Here is a 17,941-nt window from a genome sequence, read left to right as displayed (position 1 = left end):
GCCGCACTTATGCTGAAACAGGCGGAATCGGTTCTGGTTCCGCCTGTTTCAGCATAACGATAGTGAGGGTTCTCTACTGCACCGTGATCGTCACCGGGTCGCTGACGACTTCGGGCTGGTCCTTGAGGCTGAGCCGTGCGGTGTAGGTGCCGGCGTTGACCTTGGGCAGCGTGCTGTCGTCCGCGCATTGAGAGCCGGTCGCGTTCGCGTTCCATGTGATCTGCTGCTGGTCGGCGTCGCCCTTGCTCATCAGCAGCATGCGCGAATCCGATGGGCAGGAATCGGATCTCCACACGGTTTTGTCGCCCGACGAAATCGTCAGTACACGGTTCTCGTTCGATCCGTCCACGAGACAGCCGGCCTTGCTGGAACCGGTGTACGTGATCGTCGCGGTGAAGTTCAGCGATCCGCCGACCGGCACGCTTTGCGCGGCCGGCGTGAGCGTAAGACTCACCGTATTCTTCGCACAATCCTTGATGCCACTTGATTTCGGCGGATCGGGTACGGCCTTGCGTGAGATCGCATAGATCTCGTCGTGGTTGATCGCCGCTCCGATCGCGCCGATGCCGCGCACGAGACTGTATCCGCAGAAGCCGACCAGCGCGACCACGACGACCAGCACCAGCGCGACCACGACACGACGGCGACGATAGATCGCCCGTTGTTTTTTGCTGAGCTTACGTTTGCGCGGTGTGCGCTGTCCGATAGGCCGCCCCGACTTCCGCTGTACCATAGTCCCTCAGTCTATACCACGACTCTTGAACGACCGACCGCATAATGCATACGCTGTCATCGACGCGGTCGCACGCCGACCAGCACTCACTGCGGCAGCTGTACGCCGCCATCCGGCAATATGTCGATCAATCCGTCCTCATCCAGCGACGCGATGCACTTGTCAAGCTGGATATGGTCCATCCACAACGTTTCGATCCGTGTTCGCGGCAGCACACGTTCGCCGTCCGGCAGTCCGCGCAGCGCGTTCAGCACCAGCCCGCGCACCTGTCGGTCGGTTCCGGCGAACCGTTGCCGCGGCCGCGTGCGCCGCTCCCCCAGTCCGGGCCGTCCGGCCGCCAGAAACGCGCAATCGTCCCGCACCGGGCAGCTGTCGCACAGCGGGTTCTTCGCGGTGCATACGGTCGCGCCGAGTTCCATCACCGACTGGTTCCACGTCACCGATCGCGCCGCATCGGCCGGCAGCACGCGATTCGCCAGCTCGCGCTCGGCCGGTTTCGCGGAACCGCCCAACGACTCCACGCCGAGGAACACGCGTGACAGCACGCGTCGAATGTTCGTGTCGATCACCGCGATGCGCTCGCCGAACGCGAAGCTCAATACCGCCGACGCCGTATAGTCGCCGATGCCGGGCAACCCGGTCAGCTCGTCGTACGTGCGCGGCAGATCATCGGCATATTGGTCTCGCACCACGTGGGCGCACTCCTGCAGCCGCAACGCGCGACGCGGATAGCCGAGCCGACCCCACGCGGTGATCACCTCTGCCGTCGACGCGTCCGCGAGCGCCGCCGCGTCCGGCCATGCCCGCATCCAAACTTCCCAGTACGGCACGACGCGGCTCATCTGCGTCTGCTGGCTCATTACCTCGGAGACGAGCACGCCCCACGGCGTCGCACGGCCGAACCGCCACGGAAGGTCGCGCGCGTTCGCATCCCACCATGCGGCGAGCTTGCGGCGGACGGATTCGCTGTGTTGAAGATCGTTCATACGATGCGAAATCGTTTACCGGTCGTCGACTGTTTATCTGCCGCCGGCAAAATTGAGCTGCCGCCAAGCCTCGTAGATCGCGATGGACGCGCAATTGGTGAGGTTGAGCGAACGCAGCGACGGACGCATGGGCAGCCTCACCTGCTCGGCGACATGCGGGCCGGCCATGATGTCCATCGGATCGGGAATATCGCCCGGTTCGGGACCGAACAGCAGAATGTCGGTCGGCTTGTATTCGACTTCGGTGTACAGCTTCGTGGCGTGGGCCGTGAACGCGATGATGCGCGAGTTCGGCATGGATTCGACGAGATTGTCGAAGTTCGGGTGCAGCACGACGTGCGCCATGTCGTGATAGTCGAGGCCGGCGCGACGCAGCTTCGTGTCGCGCAGGTTGAATCCGAGCGGCTCCACGAGGTGCAGGATGGTGCCGGTCACCGCGCACAGGCGGATCGCGGAACCGGTGTTGCCGGGGATGCGTGGGCTGTAGTAGCACAGGTGCGGGGTGGCGGTTTCGGCCTTGGCGGCGTCCTCGGCGGACAGCATCGCGTCGACCACGGAGATCGGGTTGCCGTGCGCGTCGGTCACGAGCTCGTCTGGCCCATAGTTCGACTTGCGATATCCGTATTCGAACATCTTCTCGACCTTGGCTTCCGGGTTCTGCTGCGCTTCCGCCTGTTCCGTCATATCATCCACCGTCTGTTGTTGTATACGATTTCCGACACCTGAGCATAAAACAGCCCCTGCCCGAAGGCTTTGCGCTCAGTTTGATCAAGTTTGTTCCGGCGTCCGCGTGGGTGCGGGGTATGTGTATCTCGACACGCTCCGGGGCGCTCGCCCAAGTCTTACGGTCGAAATACACATACCCCGCACCCACGCTCGTTTCGTAGATATCGTTACGTAATTTCAGCGAACGCAGGTGCACAACTAGCCAGCGACAGATCGGATATACGTATCGTGATCTTAGATTCAGCAATTCTTGTTGCGTACATACTTTCACAGCAAAGTAATGATGTCGCACTTAACCAGTGGTGCGGCGGGGTATATGTATCGTGACACGCTCCGGGGCGCTCGCCCAAGTCTTACGGTCACGATACATATACCCCGCCGCACCACGGTCACGTACGCTGGAACTGAACTCAGCTGCTACTTACCTCAGCCGGTACCCAAACTGAGGGAAGGGACAAGCGCAGGGAGGACAAGCGCAAGCGTCAGTTCTTGAAGGAGTGGATCGGAGCGGGAATGCGGCCGCCGCGGGTCACGAACGCCTCGCACGAGGTGTTGTTGACCGGCATGATCGGCGCGTAGCCCATGAGTCCGCCGAAGTTGGCCATCTCGCCCACGCCCTTGCCGTACACCGGGATGACGCGCACGGCGGTGGTCTTCTGGTTGACCATGCCGATGGCCGCCTCGTCGGCGATCAGGCCGGAGATCGTGGCCGCGGTCGTGTCGCCCGGGATGGCGATCATGTCGAGGCCGACCGAGCACACGCAGGTCATCGCTTCAAGCTTTTCGAGCGTGAGGCATCCGGAGGCCGCCGCGTCGATCATGTTCTTGTCTTCGGAGACGGGAATGAACGCGCCGGACAGGCCGCCGACATACGAGGAAGCCATGATGCCGCCCTTCTTCACCTGATCGTTGAGCATCGCCAAAGCCGCGGTGGTGCCGGGCGCACCGACCTGTTCGAGGCCGATCTTCTCGAGCACTTCGCCTACCGAATCGCCCACGGCCGGGGTCGGTGCGAGCGACAGGTCGATGATGCCGAACGGCACGCCGAGCCGCCGCGACGCCTCCTGCGCGACGAGCTGGCCCACGCGCGTGATCTTGAACGCGGTGCGCTTGATCGTCTCGCACAGGAACTCGAAATCCTTGCCCTTGGCCGCGTCCAAAGCCCGTGAAACGACGCCCGGCCCGGAGACGCCCACGTTGATGACCGCGTCGCCTTCGGTCACGCCGTGGAATCCGCCGGCCATGAACGGGTTGTCGTCGGGCACGTTGCAGAACGCGACGAACTTGACGCAGCCATACGAGTCGTTGTCGCGCGTGTTGTAGGCGATGTCCTTGATGACGCGGCCGAGCAGCTCGACGGCGTTCATGTCGATGCCAGTCTTCGTGGAGCCGACGTTCACGGACGAGCAGACGATGTCGGTTTCGGTCAGGGCCTGCGGCAGCGATTCGATGAGCAGCCGTTCGGCCGGGGTCATGGCCTTGCTCACGAGCGCCGAATAGCCGCCGATGAGGTCGACGCCGACTTCCTTGGCCGCGCGGTCGAGCGCGTGCGCGATCTTGACGAAATCCGCGCTCGTCTTGCACGAGCTGGCACCGACGAGCGAGATCGGGGTGACGGTGATGCGCTTGTTGACGATCGGGATGCCGTAGTCCTGTTCGATGGCCTGGCCGGTAGCGACGAGATCCTTGGCGTAGGTGGTGATCTTGCGGTAGATGTTGTCGCAGGTCTCGTCGACGGTGTCGGCCGCGCAGTCAAGCAGCGAGATGCCCATGGTGATGGTTCGCACGTCGAGTTTTTCCTGCTCGATCATCTGGTTGGTCTCGTGGACCTCCATGATATTCAGCATGGTTGCGTTCCTTTCGGTTCGGTCCGTCGAGACTAGATGCGATGCATCTTGGTGAAGATCTCCTCGCGCTGGCAGCGGATGCGCACGCCGATGTCATCGCCGAGATCCTCGAGGTTGCCGACCATCGCGCTGAATTCCTTGTCGGAGTTCGCGTAGTCGACGATCATCATCATGTTGAAGAAGCCGTCGATGATGGTCTGGGAGATGTCGAGCACGTTGACGTTGTGCTGGGACAGGTAGGTGCAGACGCGTGCGATGATGCCGACGGTGTCCTTGCCGACGACGGTGATGATTGCCTTGTTCATGGCGCTCCCTGATTGGTGGATGGTCGAAAAATCGGTTTCGGGCATACGGAAAGCATACGGAAAACGGGTGCTCCCCAGTATAGGGGAACACCCGTTACGAGATGCGGTTCATCTCACCGTATCGTCTGTCCGACGGTCCGGCGACCGACGTCACGCGGCCAGTTTCTCGACCTCGACCTGCACCGGCACGAGCTTCGGTTCCTCGTGGTGCTCCTTGAGCAGGAAGGAGCACGCCAGCACGATCACCACGAGCACCATGCCGAACAGGTAGCCGTAGCGCGAGCCGTCCACGAAGCCCTGGGCGGGGTTCGTGCCGCCGGCGGCCGTGTAGTTCGCCTGACCGAGGCCGAGCAGGCAGGTGGCGACGGCGGTGGCGATCGCGCCGCACACCTGCTGCATGGTGTTCATGATCGTGCTGCCGTCGGCGGCCATGCGACCGGGCAGCGACTTGAGCGCCGCGGACTGTGCGGACTGCTGAATGAACGGGATGCCGACCATGACGATGATGTGCGCGGCGAGGAACAGCGCGACCGGTGTGGAGACGCCGATCATGAAGAACAGCGCGCCGCCGATGACGGTGAGCGCCGAGCCGATCCAGACGAGACGCTTCGCGCCGTGACGGTCGAACATGCGGCCGGCGGCGAGCGTGCACAGCGCGTTGATCACGCCGCCGGGCAGCATGAGCAGGCCGGCGACGGTGGAGCTCAGGCCCATGCCGCGCTGCAGTTCCTGCGGCACGAGGTACATGAACGCGAGCGTGCAGGAGAACGAGCAGCTGATCATGATGGCCGGCGTGCGGAACGCGGCGATGCCGAGCGCGTGCAGGTCGAGCAGCGGGTCGGCGATCGTGAGCTGACGGCAGGCGTAGAACGCGAGCACGATCACGCCGACGACGAGCAGGATGATGACGGCCGGCGCGAAGCCCATGTCGCTGATGAGGCTCCGCCGGCGACGAGGCAGCCGAAGCCGACCGCCGAGGCGAGGATGGAGACCGCGTCGACCTTCGGACGGGTGCGTTCGATCGGCGTGACGAAGAACATCGCCGTGCATACGATCGCAACCACGGCGACGATCGCGAACAGCGCGAAGATCGCACGCCACGAGAACGCGCCGATGAGCGCGCCGGCGATGGTCGGTCCGATGACGGGAGCGAACATGATGACCAGTCCCGCGACACCGTTCGCCGCGCCGATCTTGTGCGGCGGGAACACGCGCATGATCGCCGCGTACATGGTGGGCAGCACGATGCCGGTGCTAATTCCCTGCATGATGCGGCCGGCCAGCAGGATCGGGAACGTGGGTGCGATGGTGCATACGATCGCACCGATCAGGAAGCAGACCAGCGCGAACAGCACGAGCGTCTTGGCCTTGACCCACTTGAGCATGAAGCCCACGCACGGCAGCACCACGCCGATGGCGAGCATATAGCCGACGACCATCCACTGCGCGGTGCCGGACGAGATGCCGAAGTCGGCCATCAGATCGGGCAGGGTGATGTTCATCGACGTTTCCGACAGCATGCCCAGGAACACGCTGATGTACAGGCCGAGCATGACCTTGTGCGGATGATCGAAATGCTGGTGCGCGTCCGGCACGAACGCGTCGTCGGACAGTTGGTTCTTACGAATGGTTGTCTGGTTGACGGACAACGGAATCCTCTTCTTCATATCGACGTCGTTGCCGTCGCGCGGCACCCGACCGAACATGCGATCGCGCGCCGCCGTTCCCGTGATCGATGCCGCGGGATTGCGGTGTGCGACTTCATTGGCGAGCGCCGACAACCCCTAACGTCCGGGTCACGATCGGCAACAAAAAATCGCATGCCATGCGGCGGAAAAACACCATATGGCATGCGATTATCAAGACGAGACGCGATCGTAATACGTTTTTCGATTTTTCGTAAGTACGCCCGGGCGTGTCGCGCGGAATCGCTTACGCTTCGCGGCTCGCGCTCGGCGCCGCCACGGCCGCCAGCGCCCTCGGCGCGTGGAAGCCTTGCTTTTCGAACTCGTCGGCGATGGCCTGGGCGACCTCGTGGCTGCGGCCCTTGTCGACGAGCGCGATGATCGAGCCGCCGAAGCCGCCGCCGGTCATGCGCGCGCCGTAGGCGCCGTTCTTGCGGGCGACCGCCACGGCCACGTCGAGTTCGGGCACGGTGACCTCGTAATCGGCGGCCAGCGAGTCGTGCGAGGCGTTGAACAGGCGGCCCGCGGCCTCGATGTCGCCCTTGGCGAAGGCGTGCACGAAGGAGCGCACGCGCTCGATCTCGGTGACGACGTGGCGCACGCGCTTCTTCATCGTCTCATCCGGCAGCGCGTCGAGCGTCTCCTTGAGCGCCTGGAACGGATCGTCGGCCTTGGCGATGCCGTCGGCGGTGACGCGCAGGTTGGCGACGCCGAGGATCTTCGCGGCCTGCTCGCAGGTGGCGCGGCGCTGGGCGTACTGGCCGTCGTTGAGCTGGTGCGGGGCCTGCGTGTCGACCACGAGCAGTTCGAGGCCGTACTTGTCGAGGTCGAACTCCTGCTGGGAGACGTTCTCGAGCGGGGTGAGCTCCGGACGGCAGTCGAGCAGCAGCGCGTGGCCGGCGGTGCAGCGCATGGACGCGTTCTGGTCGAGGCCGCCGGTGGACGCGCCGGCCATTTCGTTCTCGGACTTGATCGCGGCGTTGATGAGCGTCACGCGGCCCGCGTCGGAGGAGCCGTAGCCGAGGCCGTACACGTCGTCCAGGGCGAGCGCGGTCGAGCAGGTCATCGCGGCGGACGAGCTCAGGCCGCTTCCGAGCGGCACGCAGGAGACGAACGCGGCATCGAAGCCCTGCACCTTGTCGAAACCGGCTTCTCGAAGCGCCCACGCCACGCCGGTCGGGTAGGCGGCCCAGCCGTCCACGCCACGCGCCTGCAGCTCGTACAGGTCGGCTTCGGCGACCTTGTCGGGCGCCACGTCCGAGACGAGGCGCACCTTGGTGTCGTCGCGCGGGGACAGTGCGATGAACGTACGGTGCGGCAACGCGATCGGCAGGCACAGGCCGGCGTTATAGTCGGTGTGCTCGCCGATCAGGTTGACGCGGCCCGGAGCGGCCCACACGCCTTCCGGCTTGACGCCGTAGGTCTTGGTGAACAGCGCGGTGGCCTGCTCGACGCCGGCCTCGTGGGAAATCGGTTCGATGAATTCAACAGCGGTCATTGGTGTTTCTTTCTGTATGTGTGATCGGGAACGTCAGTCGGCGATGTCCACGTCGCCCAGCTCATGGAAGCGCTTGGCGATGAGTTCCGGCGTGGTGTCGGAGATCCAGGCGGCCATGCCGGATTCGGAACCGGCGAGGTACTTGATCTTGTTGGCGGCGCGGCGGAACGAGAAGAACTGCAGGTTCAGACGGTAGTTCTCGCGGCGCGGGTCGTGGATCGGGGCCTGATGCCATGCGGCGATGTACGGCAGGTCCATGCCCTTGCCGTCGCCCTTGTCGAAGAACGCGTTGCCGCGCTTCAGCAGGTGCGAGTACATCGAGGCGAGGTCCCAGCGCTCCTGGTCGTTGAGCTGGTCGATGGTAAGCACGTCGCGCACCGGGGCGACATGCACCTCGAGGGGCCAGCGGGCGGCGGCCGGCACGTAGGCGACCCAGCTGTGGTTGCGCATGACGATGCGCTCGCCCGCTTCGATCTCGGCGTTCATGATGTCCTTGAGCAGGTTGCCGCCGGTCTTGTCATGATAGGCCTCGGTGTGCTTGAGCTCCTGCTCCATCTTCGGCGCGATGAACGGGTAGCAGTAGACCTGGCCGTGCGGGTGGGCGAGCGAGACGCCGATCTCCTGACCGTGGTTCTCGAACGGGAAGATCTGCTCGATGCCGTCCATCTTGGAGATCTCGGCGGTGCGGAATGCCCATGCCTCGACGACGGTGCGCAGACGCGACACCGGCAGGTCGGCCGGCAGACCGTGCTCGTTCGGGTCGAAGCAGATGACCTCGCAGCGGCCGACGGCCATCTTCTTCTCCCACAGCGGGTTGCCGTCGACGTAGGTCACGTCCTCGGAGCGGCCGGGTACGCGCACCATCGACGGGAAGCGGTTCTCGAACACGACGACGTTGTAGTCGGTGTCCGGCACCTCGCCGTCCTGATACGGGTCGCCGGGCTTGCGCGCGGCCAGCGGGTTGCCCTTGGCGGTGGCGCCGGGGCCGGCGGTGATCGGGCGGTTCATGCGCGCGGTCGCCATCGGAATCCAGTCGCCGGTCAGCGGGTCGCGGCGCATTTCGGGGGCCGCGTACGGCACCTCCTCGCCGGCGGCGTTCAGCTGGTTGGCGAAGCGGTAGGCCAGATGACGCGGATCGTGCAGCTCGCGCGTCTTCTTGCCGGACACGTATTCCGGATCGTCGTCGAGGTAGAAGAAGTCACGTCCGTCGGCCAGCGTGGTCGGCGTGATGCGGATGTGCTCCTTCGCGTATGCACCCGGTTCGTAGTTGGCAAAATCTGCCATGTGAATCACTCACTTTCCTCCGTTTGCTCGCTCTGGCGGGCCAGCACGAGCTCCTTTACCAATTCCTTGGTCTTGCTCGCCGAGTCGGGGTCGAGCCCGTCGTCGGTGATCACCGTATCCACCTGGTCGAAGCGCGCGAACAACGACAGCGAGGTGCAGCTCCACTTGGTGTGATCGGTAAGAATGATGGTGCGATCGGCGATGTCCATCATCGCCATATCGGTGGCGGCCTCCAGCGAATTGGGCATGAGGAAGCCGCGCGGCAGCGACACGGAATGCGTGCCGAGGAACACGGTGTTGACGCGCAGGGACGCGACGACCTTGTCGGCGATCGGGCCGACGAGCGAGTTGGAACGCGTGATGACGCCGCCGGTGACGATCACCTCGACGTCCTTCGATTCGAGGGCCTGCACGAGTTCGGCCACCGGAATCGAGTTGGTGAGGATCGTGATGCCGCTGGACTGCTGCGATTCGAGCAGATGCTGCGCGAAGACGTATGCCGTGGTGCCGCCGCCGATGGCGATCACGTCGCCGGGGGCCACATATTTGACGGCCTCCTGCGCGATGGCGTCCTTCAAACCGATGTCCATCTGCGACTTTACGGAGAACAGCGGTTCGCTCAGCAACGTGCTGGTGGTCACGGCGCCGCCGTGGACGCGCTTGAGCAGTCCCTTGTCGGACAGTTCGGCGATGTCGCGGCGGATGGTCATTGCGGAAACGCCGAGTTCCTTGCTCAGCGCGGTGATGCGCACCGCACCGCGGGTGCGCAGCCTGCTCAGTATCAGATGTTGACGTTGTGAGGAAATCATTCGAACATTATCGCACACATAAGCTCACAAACCAAACCGAAATGAGCGTTTCGCGCCACAACACGCTGACAATCACACAAATCATTCATCCGAACCGCACAAAACAGCACGTACGGTTTATGCGACCATCCACATAAACCGTACGCGAGCACATCCTTCCGTTACGTTTCATGCGATCGGAAGCATCAACCGTATCCGAACGCACCTCTACCGGTACGTTTCATGCGGCCGAGAACATGAAACGTACTTGGACACGCCCCCTACCGATACGTTTCATGCGTCCACGCACATGAAACGTACTCGAACGCGCCGCGCAAGTACGGTTTATGCGCACGGCCGCGTAAACCGTACCCGCACAACACGGTTCCGCTTCTCCCCCGCCGGTGCCACAATGGGACGCATGACCTATGTATCTGAAAGCTTCTGGCACGACGCCGTGAACAAAGCCACCACCGACCTCTTCACCTTCGGCTACAAGCACATCGTCAAGCCGTATTTCGTGTTCAACCACACACCCGACGTGGCGCACGACCAGATGATCGAGTTCTGCCGCGTCACCAAGAACATCCCGCCGCTCATGTGGCTGCTCAACGAGATGCTCGACTACACCGATCCGATCCTCGAAACGAACGTGATGGGCGTGAGCTTCGCCAACCCGTTCGGCCTGTCCGCCGGCCTCGACAAGAACTGCGACATGCCGGTGCTGATGGACAACGCCGGATTCGGATTCGAGACGGTCGGCTCGACCACGGCCCGCCCGTGCAAGGGCAATCCGAAGCCGTGGTTCCACCGTCTGCCCGAATACGATTCGATGATGGTGCACGTGGGGCTTGCGAACGACGGTTCCGACAAGGTGATCGAGCGCGCGGAGAAGGCGTGGACGAAGGCGAAGGACATGCAGATCTCCGTGTCGATCGCGCGTACGAACGACGACCAATGCGGCGATCTGGACGAGGGCATCGAGGATTACTGCATCTCGATGCGCCGCGCCGCCGGACGCACCGCGATGGTCGAAGTGAACGTGTCCTGTCCGAACACGCACGCCGGCGAACCGTTCACCGAAACGCCGGAGGCATTGGATCGTCTGTTCACCGCGCTCGACAAGATCGACCGTCCGCAGCCGACGCTCGTAAAGATGCCGCTCAACAAGAGCTGGGATGAGTTCCGCGGCCTGCTCGACGTGCTGGCCGAGCACAACGTGCAGGGCGTGAGCTTCGCGAACCTGCAGAAGGACCGCACCGGCATGGAGATTCCTCGCGATTGGGAGGGAGGGCTCTCGGGCGGCCCGACCTACCGTGCGAGCAACGCGCTGGTGCGTCAGGTCTACCGCGAATACGGCGACCGGTTCGCGATCGCCGGCATCGGCGGCGTGTTCACGCCCGAGCAGGCGTATGAGAAGATCCGCTGCGGCGCGAGCCTCGTGATGTTCATCTCGGCGCTCATGTACCGCGGCCCGCAACAGATCACCGTGTTGAAGCGCGGTCTGGCCGAACTGCTGCGCCGCGACGGCTACGGCAGCGTCGCCGAAGCCGTCGGCGCCGACGCGTAACTCCCCCTCCCCGCAGGCAAACATCGGAGCGCACTCCCGATCCCTGTCACGCTCCAGCGTCATTGTTATCACCCGGAGCGTGACAGGGAGCGGCCATACCCGACAGCGCCACCCGTAAAAACCTTGACATTGCAACGATGTTCGGTTATTGATGACGGGGAGCAAGCGCTCCCCGTCACGCTCCGCGTGCACATGGGCAGCGCATCGATGCCAATGCCCTAGACTTGATACGCTCGGTACAACCGCTCCGATACGCCCAATATGTGCAACGCGATACTCAGTACGCGCCACGCACGTACTGCGGCTGATACGGCGCGTCGGCCACCGGCACGCCGAGCTTGGCGGCCGCGCGCAACGGCCAATACGGGTCTCGCAACGCCGCACGCCCGATCTCGACCGCGTCGGCCTCGCCGCGCTTGACGATCTTCGCGGCCTGCTTCGGCTTGGTGATCAGGCCCACCGCCGTCACCGGCACGCCGGCGCGCTCGCGCACCTGCGTGGAGAACGGCACCTGATAGTTCGGCTTGACCGGAATCGTCACATTCGGCACGATGCCGCCAGTCGACACGTCCACCAGATCGACGCCGTGCTCCTTGAGCACCTTCGCGACCTCCACGGTCTGATCGAGATCCCAGCCGCCCGCGGCCCAATCGGTCGCGGAAATACGCACGAGCAACGGCATGTCGCCGGGGATCACCGAACAGATCGCATCGGCGACCTCGACCAGCAGCCGCATACGGCCGGCCAGATCGCCGCCGTATTCGTCCTCACGCTCATTGCTTAAGGGGTCGAGGAATTGCGAGATCAGATAGCCATGCGCGGCATGGATCTCGATGGCCTGGAACCCGGCCGAGACCGCACGGGCCGCCGCGTCGCGGAACTGCGCGACGATGCCGTGAATCTCATCCACGCCCAGCGCGCGCGGCATCGCGTAGTGGCCGTAGGCGATCGGGCTGGGAGCCACGGTCTGCCAGCCGCCGTCCTCGAACGGGACGCTGTCGCCGGAGAAGCCGACGCCGAAGCAGCCGGTGGACCCCTTGCGGCCCGCATGGTTGAGCTGCACGGCTATCACCGCGCCGGTCGCCTTCACGCCGTCAACGATCCAGCGCCACGCCTCGACCTGATCGTCGTTCCACAGGCCCACGTCGCACGGCGAGATGCGCCCTTCCGGGGCCACGGCCGTTGCTTCGGCGATGATCATGCCGAAGCCGCCCATCGCGCGTGAAACGTAATGCTGATAGTGGAACGTGGTCGGCTTGCCGTCGCGGCCCACGGCCGAATAGGTGTCCATCGGCGGCATCCAGATGCGGTTACGCACGGTCAGTCCGCGCAACGGCATCGGGGAGAACAGATCCGCGCCCTTCTTGCTTTTCTTCGTCTTCTTGGCGGCCTTGCCGTCTTCATCGCTCATGTCGGTTCCTTTCCGAACGCCACTTTGACGCCATTGTACGACGAACGCCCGTCGCGAAGACGGGCGTTCGGTAAACGGCGGGTGAACCGCTGCGGCTAGGCCGGCACGGCCAGGACCGTGGTCCGGCTCACTGGCCGGAGGTCGTGGTGCTGTTGTTGTCGCGCGACGTGGTGCCTTCGCTGGTCGTACCCTGCGTGGTTGTGTTGCTCGAATTGTTGTTCGAGGTCGTGCCGCTCGAGTTCGACGAGCTGCGGCTGGAGGTCGACCCGGACACCGTGGTGCCCTGGATGGAAGTCACGCCACCGCTCGAAGTCGTGTACTTGCTCGCCGCGTTGCCGTAATCCTTGCCGACGTCCTTGCTCATGCCCTTCTTGTCGGCGTAGGCGTCCATGAACGACTTCCATGCCGGGGCCGCGATCGTACCACCATCCCAGTAGCCGCGGTACACGCCGTTGATGGCGACGTTCGCGACCTGGTTCTGGTACGGGGCCTGCACGTCGCCCATGAGCACGAACGTGGCGATCTCGTTCGGGATGAAGCCGCCCGTGGCCATGTAGGTCGTCTCGTTCGTACCGGTCTTCGCGAACGTCTTGCGGCCGCTGGTCAGTTTCGCGAACTGGCCGGCGCCGTCGGAGCGGATCGTGCCTTGGTTCATCGCATAGGCGACGGTCTGCGCGATGTCCTTGTCGATGGCCTGATGGCAGTTTGCCTTCGGCACGGCGATTTCCTCGCCGTTCTTGCGCGTGACCTTGGTCATGGCGATCGGCGTGCATTCGACGCCGTCCGCGGCCAGCGTCGCGTACATGTTGGCCATCGTCAGCGGGGAGACGTTGACGGTACCGATCATCATGGACGGGCTGTAGAACTTGTCGGTCTTGTCGATCGACTCCAGCGTGGACGCGTCATGGTAGCCGACCGCGGAGAACGCGTCGGCCACGCGGCACAGGCCGATGACCGCGCCCATGGACGCCTGCGTGGTGTTGTGCGAGCGGACCAGACCGTTGAGCGGGCTTTCCGGGTTCACGTTGCCGCCGTCCGCGTTCGTCACCTTCCACGGTTCGGTGGTGCCGTAGTACATCGTCGCCTTGCCGTTGTAGTTGTCGCATGCGAATTCGTTGGTCGTGTACACGGTGCTGGTCTGCAGGTTCTCGTTGATCGACCGGCCGGCCTGCAGCCATGCGACCATGTTGAACGGCTTGATCGACGAGCCGACCGGGAAGCCGGCGCCGCCGCCGTCGACCTGGTCGACCATGTAGTTCATGGAGGTCTTCGTCTGGTCGTTGCTCGTGTCGCCCACGGCGTAGTACCGGTTGAGGCCGAAGCCGAGCACCTCGCCGGTGCCAGGTTTGACCGACGCCATCATGATCTCGAATCCGGTCGGGTCGGTCGGCGGGATCGTGGCGCGCGCGGTGTCCATGAGCAGCTTGTTCGCGTCCACGTCCAGCGTGGTCACGATCGACAGGCCGCCCTCCTTGAGCAGCGCCTCACGGTCGGCCTGCGTCTTGCCGAATTCCGACGAGTTGAGGATGCGGTGGGTCACGTAGTCGCAGAAGAACGCGTAGTCGCCGGCGTTCACGCAGCCGGAGGTCATCGGATGGATGCTCAGCGTGTCCGCGATCGGCGTGTTCTTCGCCGTCTCGTACTCGTTCTTGTCCTTGATGTAGCCCTGTTCCCACATCAGGTCGAGCACGATGTTGCGCTGTTTCTGCGCTTCCTTCTGGTTCTTCTCGATCGACGGGTCGTAGTTCTCCGGGTTCTTCGTGATGGCCGCGATCGTGGCCGACTGCACGAGATTCAGATCCTTCGCGGAGACGCCGAAATAGTACTGCGCGGCGGTTTCGACGCCGTAGAGCCGGTTCGCGCCGAACTGCGCGATATTGAGGTAGCCCTGCAGGATCTCGAGCTTGGAGTACTTCTTCTCCATCTGCACGGCGATGAGCATCTCGCGGATCTTGCGCGCGTACGTGTCCTCGGAGGCGTGGTACTGCGAGATCGGGTCGTTGTTGCTTTCGGCCGTGGTGATGAGCACGTTCTTGACGTACTGCTGGGTCAGGGACGAGCCTCCCTGGTTGGTGTCCTTGAGATAGTTCGTGACGAACGCGCGCAGCACGCCCTGCACGTCGACGCCGGCATGCTCGAAGAATCGACGGTCCTCACGTGCGACGACGGCCTGGCGCATGGTCAGCGAAACGTCCTTGATCGGCACGACGATGCGGTTGTCCTCGTAGAACTGGGCGATCTGCGTGGTGGCGTCCTTCGCGTACATCGTGGACTTCTGCGGCAGGCTGGTCACATCGAAATCGATGCCTTCGACCTGCAGCGAGGGCATGACGGCCTGCGCCACACGGTTGGCGGCGAACACGCCAGGGATGAGCAGCACGCTGCCGACGACGCCACCAGCAACGCACAGCGACAGGTAAGCCAGGACCAACGCAAACACACGTGATACTGTCAGAGGATTCTTCTTGGGCATGGTGCTCATTCTAAAGGTGTGGGTCTACCGGGCCTCACCCCTATCCCTCGCCCGCGAACGATCGTCACAAAACCCGCAACATCATGACAATTGCTGAATATTCGCTGGACTCGTGCTCTCGCTTTGCTTCCCCTGAAGGGGAGCTGGCAGCGAAGCGGACTGAGGGGTGGAACACTCCGGCCCATTCAACGTCCAATATGCCCCTATCTGCGCGAGCGCCGGATCAGCATGCCCGGCTGGTAGATGATCACCGACCGTCCCTTGCGGGCGATCCAGCCGCGGTTCGAGAAATCGGTGAGCGCCTTGTTCACCGTCTCGCGCGAGGAACCGACCAGTTGCGCCATCTCCTCCTGCGTCAGATCGTGCGGCACGAGCAGCCCCTCCTCGACCGGCTCTCCGAAGCGGCTGCCGAGGTTGACGAGTGTTTTGGCGAGCCGGGCGGGCACGTCCATGAACACAAGATCGCTGATGCGCTCGTTGTTGTCGCGCATGCGCCGGGCCAGCACCTGCAGCATGTCGACGGCGACGCGCGGATGCTTGTCGAGCCATGCGAACAGCGCGTCATGTTCGAGCCAGACCACGCGCGTATTGTCGGTCATCGCGATCGCGGATGCGGTGCGAGGCCCTCCGTTCGGGTCGAACACCGGGATTTCGCCAAGCACTTCGCCACGGGCGTGGATGGACAGCAGCTGCACGCGGTTGTCGGACGAGGTGCGGATCAGCTTGACCTTGCCGGATTCGAGCAGGTACATGCGATGGTCGGTGTCGCCTTCGTGGAAGATGCACTCGCCCTTGTCGTAGTGCGCCTCCATCAGGAACGGCAACAGCTCCTCGGCCTGCTCGGGCGAGACCTGCGCGAATAACGCGGTGTGCAGCAGTGTGTTGCCTTCGCCGGGTATTTCGTTGGGGCTTTTCGCGCTCATCGCACCATCCTTGCCTTGTCCGCTTTCCGCCATGTCACCGCCGTACGCGACCGCCGTCACCGATCACGGTCGACTCCGACCGGTCGCGACTGTTCATATTGTAATCGGTCGGTTCCGGTTCGTCCTGCCACGTTCACGAACGATATGTCGAACGCAGGTACGCGATCATGCGGCGGACGATCTCGTCGCGCGGCAGTCCGGTCTGCGAGCGCAGCGGGTCGACGCGTTTTCTCGCGGATTTGACGGCTTTGTCGGACAGTTTTTCCGCGGATGTGTTGAGGATGCGGCTCATGTGCCCCGCGTCGATGTCATAGGCGAGCGTGACGTGGTGCAGTACCGATCCGGGGCCGGCTGTTGCGTTGCCGTTCGCTGCCGGTTTGGCGGGGAATCTGCGTTGCGCTGCGCCGCCGATCTTGCCGGCCGGTTTGCCGGTCGCCGGGTCGGTTGCGGCGATGTCGTTGATGCCGGAGAAGGTGGCGGTGACGCCGATGGCGCGCAGCGATTCGATCAGCCAGTGATCGCACAGTCGATACGATTCCTCGATGCCGATGCCGGCGACGAACGACAATGGCGCGTACAGCGAGTAGGTGATCGTATTGCCGGGTTCGATGAACATCGCCCCGCCGCCCGTGCAACGGCGCACGACGGCGAATCCGTCGCGCGCGGCGACGTCCTCGTGCACTTCGTCCGGAATGGACTGGTAGCGGCCGACGACCACGGCCGGCGATGCCCATTCCCAGAAGCGGATGGTCGCGGGGCGTTCGCCGGATGCGACCTCGCGAGCCCACTGTTCGTCGATGATCATCTGTTCGGCCGGTTCGCGCGGTACATCATGGATTATGTCAGGCCGCAGCACCGCCCAGCGCCGCTCATGTTCTCGGCTCCCTCTGATGAGGGAGCTGTCATGCACAGCATGACTGAGGGAGAGAACACCCGACGACCTATCGGTTCGATCAACACCCGAAGCCTCTTTGCGCCCCCTGATAAGGGAAGCTGGGTTATCCGCTGATAGGTAATCAGGCTGATTTGCCTTGCGCCCCCTGACAGGGGGAGCTGTCGGACGGCGTCCGACTGAGGGGGTCAATAGGTCTGTCCCATCGTCATGCCTATCGAACGCAGCCTTTCCACCGTCATTGCGAGCGAGCATTCCCTCATTACTGTCATTTCGAGCGAGCGCCTCCCCGTTATTGTCATTTCGAGCGAGGCGCAGCCGAGTCGAGCAATCTTCCGCACCCATCGCCGCATCGCCGCCTACCGCCCGCGCATACGCCGTGTCGATCGCCGCCGCATCGGTGCCGACCAACCGCACGCCGGCTGTCCGCTCGTATCGTTCGATCACCGGCCCCGCCGACTCTCCGTCCATCAACGCACGTTCGATCGCCCCGATCAGCTTTCGCGCGGCCACGTCGTCGCCGTCGACGAAGAAGTCCCCATCCAGCCGGCATCCGGTCACCGTCCCGCCGGCAATATCCCCGCCGCCATCGACCGTCACATTGACCGCGACCAGTTTGCCGCCCGGCGTCTTGCATTCGCCCCGCAATATCCTCATGCGGCAATAATAAAGCCCCACCGTCACCGGCGGGGCTGTACGACGTGCCTCACGTTTTTTGAGCGCGTAGGGTGTGGTGGTGCCTCATCGGGAATGAGCGCGAACGGTATCGGTCCTGTTTGGCTTGTCTTATGGAAGACAGGATCAGCATGGCGACGAAGCG

The 17,941-nt window shown here is 63.7% G+C and carries 15 protein-coding genes and 1 pseudogene; 2 read left to right on the top strand and 14 right to left on the bottom strand.

The features are described 5' to 3' along the window. Positions 1-73 precede the first annotated feature (73 nt). The 10 genes from AC1A0G_RS05780 to AC1A0G_RS05735 all read right to left on the bottom strand — a co-directional run bounded on the left by AC1A0G_RS05780 (position 74) and on the right by AC1A0G_RS05735 (position 9,873). Positions 74-733, bottom strand: a complete 660-nt coding sequence (locus AC1A0G_RS05780; RefSeq protein WP_476528249.1) for a hypothetical protein — start codon at positions 731-733, stop codon at positions 74-76. Positions 734-819: 86 nt separating this feature from the next. Then, positions 820-1,719: an HhH-GPD family protein gene (locus tag AC1A0G_RS05775; protein WP_476528248.1), complete on the bottom strand. Its 900-nt coding sequence runs from the start codon at positions 1,717-1,719 to the stop codon at positions 820-822. 33 nt (positions 1,720-1,752) lie between these two features. Continuing rightward, a complete protein-coding gene (locus AC1A0G_RS05770) occupies positions 1,753-2,403 on the bottom strand; it encodes a tRNA (cytidine(34)-2'-O)-methyltransferase (protein ID WP_476528246.1) in 651 nt (216 codons plus the stop codon). Between the two features lie 524 nt (positions 2,404-2,927). After that, positions 2,928-4,292: a DUF711 family protein gene (locus tag AC1A0G_RS05765; RefSeq protein WP_476528245.1), complete on the bottom strand. Its 1,365-nt coding sequence runs from the start codon at positions 4,290-4,292 to the stop codon at positions 2,928-2,930. 32 nt (positions 4,293-4,324) lie between these two features. Beyond that, entirely contained in the window at positions 4,325-4,597 is a 273-nt protein-coding gene (locus AC1A0G_RS05760; RefSeq protein WP_214373704.1) for an ACT domain-containing protein, read from the bottom strand. A gap of 150 nt (positions 4,598-4,747) precedes the next feature. Continuing rightward, on the bottom strand, positions 4,748-5,524 hold the full coding sequence (locus AC1A0G_RS05755) for an MFS transporter (protein WP_476528244.1): 777 nt from the start codon (positions 5,522-5,524) through the stop codon (positions 4,748-4,750). Beyond that, entirely contained in the window at positions 5,479-6,264 is a 786-nt protein-coding gene (locus AC1A0G_RS05750) for an MFS transporter (RefSeq protein WP_476528242.1), read from the bottom strand. The genes AC1A0G_RS05755 and AC1A0G_RS05750 overlap by 46 nt, the downstream gene beginning before the upstream one ends. Before the next feature lie 265 nt (positions 6,265-6,529). Then, positions 6,530-7,780 carry a galactokinase gene (gene galK / locus AC1A0G_RS05745; RefSeq protein WP_214373705.1) on the bottom strand — a complete coding sequence of 417 codons (1,251 nt, stop codon included), beginning with the start codon at positions 7,778-7,780 and terminating at the stop codon, positions 6,530-6,532. A 33-nt stretch (positions 7,781-7,813) separates the two neighbouring features. After that, positions 7,814-9,064, bottom strand: coding sequence for a galactose-1-phosphate uridylyltransferase (gene galT / locus AC1A0G_RS05740; RefSeq protein WP_476528240.1), 1,251 nt, complete (start codon positions 9,062-9,064; stop codon positions 7,814-7,816). 5 nt (positions 9,065-9,069) lie between these two features. Beyond that, positions 9,070-9,873: a DeoR/GlpR family DNA-binding transcription regulator gene (locus tag AC1A0G_RS05735; protein ID WP_476528239.1), complete on the bottom strand. Its 804-nt coding sequence runs from the start codon at positions 9,871-9,873 to the stop codon at positions 9,070-9,072. Positions 9,874-10,273: 400 nt separating this feature from the next. Between AC1A0G_RS05735 and AC1A0G_RS05730 the strand changes: the two genes are divergently transcribed. Beyond that, the gene (locus AC1A0G_RS05730; RefSeq protein ID WP_476528237.1) at positions 10,274-11,422 is read left to right on the top strand and encodes a quinone-dependent dihydroorotate dehydrogenase; all 1,149 of its coding nucleotides are present in this window, start codon (positions 10,274-10,276) and stop codon (positions 11,420-11,422) included. 277 nt (positions 11,423-11,699) lie between these two features. Here AC1A0G_RS05730 and AC1A0G_RS05725 read toward each other — a convergent pair whose 3' ends face one another. The 4 genes and pseudogenes from AC1A0G_RS05725 to AC1A0G_RS05710 form a co-directional block, all read right to left on the bottom strand. Then, entirely contained in the window at positions 11,700-12,833 is a 1,134-nt protein-coding gene (locus AC1A0G_RS05725; protein WP_476528235.1) for an NADH:flavin oxidoreductase/NADH oxidase, read from the bottom strand. Positions 12,834-12,960: 127 nt separating this feature from the next. Then, positions 12,961-15,315: a transglycosylase domain-containing protein gene (locus AC1A0G_RS05720; RefSeq protein WP_476528233.1), complete on the bottom strand. Its 2,355-nt coding sequence runs from the start codon at positions 15,313-15,315 to the stop codon at positions 12,961-12,963. A gap of 194 nt (positions 15,316-15,509) precedes the next feature. Further along, complete coding sequence (locus AC1A0G_RS05715; protein ID WP_476528326.1) at positions 15,510-16,229, bottom strand: Crp/Fnr family transcriptional regulator; 720 nt, start codon at positions 16,227-16,229, stop codon at positions 15,510-15,512. A 133-nt stretch (positions 16,230-16,362) separates the two neighbouring features. Then, positions 16,363-17,106, bottom strand: a pseudogene (locus AC1A0G_RS05710) (lipoate--protein ligase family protein); the annotation flags it as partial. Between the two features lie 225 nt (positions 17,107-17,331). Here AC1A0G_RS05710 and AC1A0G_RS05705 point away from each other — a divergent pair. Next, positions 17,332-17,941 (top strand): hypothetical protein (locus AC1A0G_RS05705; protein ID WP_476528232.1); only part of this gene is annotated, 610 nt, incomplete at its 3' end.

It is taken from the genome of Bifidobacterium sp. LH_230 (assembly GCF_056357555.1).
Note: the sequence above shows the minus strand (reverse complement) of the source record. Positions and strands in the feature narration are given on the sequence as shown.

What these genes read in the sequence shown, in the direction of transcription:
- AC1A0G_RS05770 (WP_476528246.1), bottom strand. Translation starts at nt 2,403, where the DNA reads ATGACGGAACAGGCGGAAGCGCAGCAGAACCCGGAAGCCAAGGTCGAG.
- galT (WP_476528240.1), bottom strand. Translation starts at nt 9,064, where the DNA reads ATGGCAGATTTTGCCAACTACGAACCGGGTGCATACGCGAAGGAGCAC.
- AC1A0G_RS05735 (WP_476528239.1), bottom strand. Translation starts at nt 9,873, where the DNA reads ATGATTTCCTCACAACGTCAACATCTGATACTGAGCAGGCTGCGCACC.
- galK (WP_214373705.1), bottom strand. Translation starts at nt 7,780, where the DNA reads ATGACCGCTGTTGAATTCATCGAACCGATTTCCCACGAGGCCGGCGTC.
- AC1A0G_RS05765 (WP_476528245.1), bottom strand. Translation starts at nt 4,292, where the DNA reads ATGCTGAATATCATGGAGGTCCACGAGACCAACCAGATGATCGAGCAG.
- AC1A0G_RS05715 (WP_476528326.1), bottom strand. Translation starts at nt 16,229, where the DNA reads ATGAGCGCGAAAAGCCCCAACGAAATACCCGGCGAAGGCAACACACTG.
- AC1A0G_RS05755 (WP_476528244.1), bottom strand. Translation starts at nt 5,524, where the DNA reads ATGGGCTTCGCGCCGGCCGTCATCATCCTGCTCGTCGTCGGCGTGATC.
- AC1A0G_RS05730 (WP_476528237.1), top strand. Translation starts at nt 10,274, where the DNA reads ATGACCTATGTATCTGAAAGCTTCTGGCACGACGCCGTGAACAAAGCC.
- AC1A0G_RS05720 (WP_476528233.1), bottom strand. Translation starts at nt 15,315, where the DNA reads ATGAGCACCATGCCCAAGAAGAATCCTCTGACAGTATCACGTGTGTTT.
- AC1A0G_RS05725 (WP_476528235.1), bottom strand. Translation starts at nt 12,833, where the DNA reads ATGAGCGATGAAGACGGCAAGGCCGCCAAGAAGACGAAGAAAAGCAAG.
- AC1A0G_RS05760 (WP_214373704.1), bottom strand. Translation starts at nt 4,597, where the DNA reads ATGAACAAGGCAATCATCACCGTCGTCGGCAAGGACACCGTCGGCATC.
- AC1A0G_RS05775 (WP_476528248.1), bottom strand. Translation starts at nt 1,719, where the DNA reads ATGAACGATCTTCAACACAGCGAATCCGTCCGCCGCAAGCTCGCCGCA.
- AC1A0G_RS05750 (WP_476528242.1), bottom strand. Translation starts at nt 6,264, where the DNA reads ATGAAGAAGAGGATTCCGTTGTCCGTCAACCAGACAACCATTCGTAAG.
- AC1A0G_RS05780 (WP_476528249.1), bottom strand. Translation starts at nt 733, where the DNA reads ATGGTACAGCGGAAGTCGGGGCGGCCTATCGGACAGCGCACACCGCGC.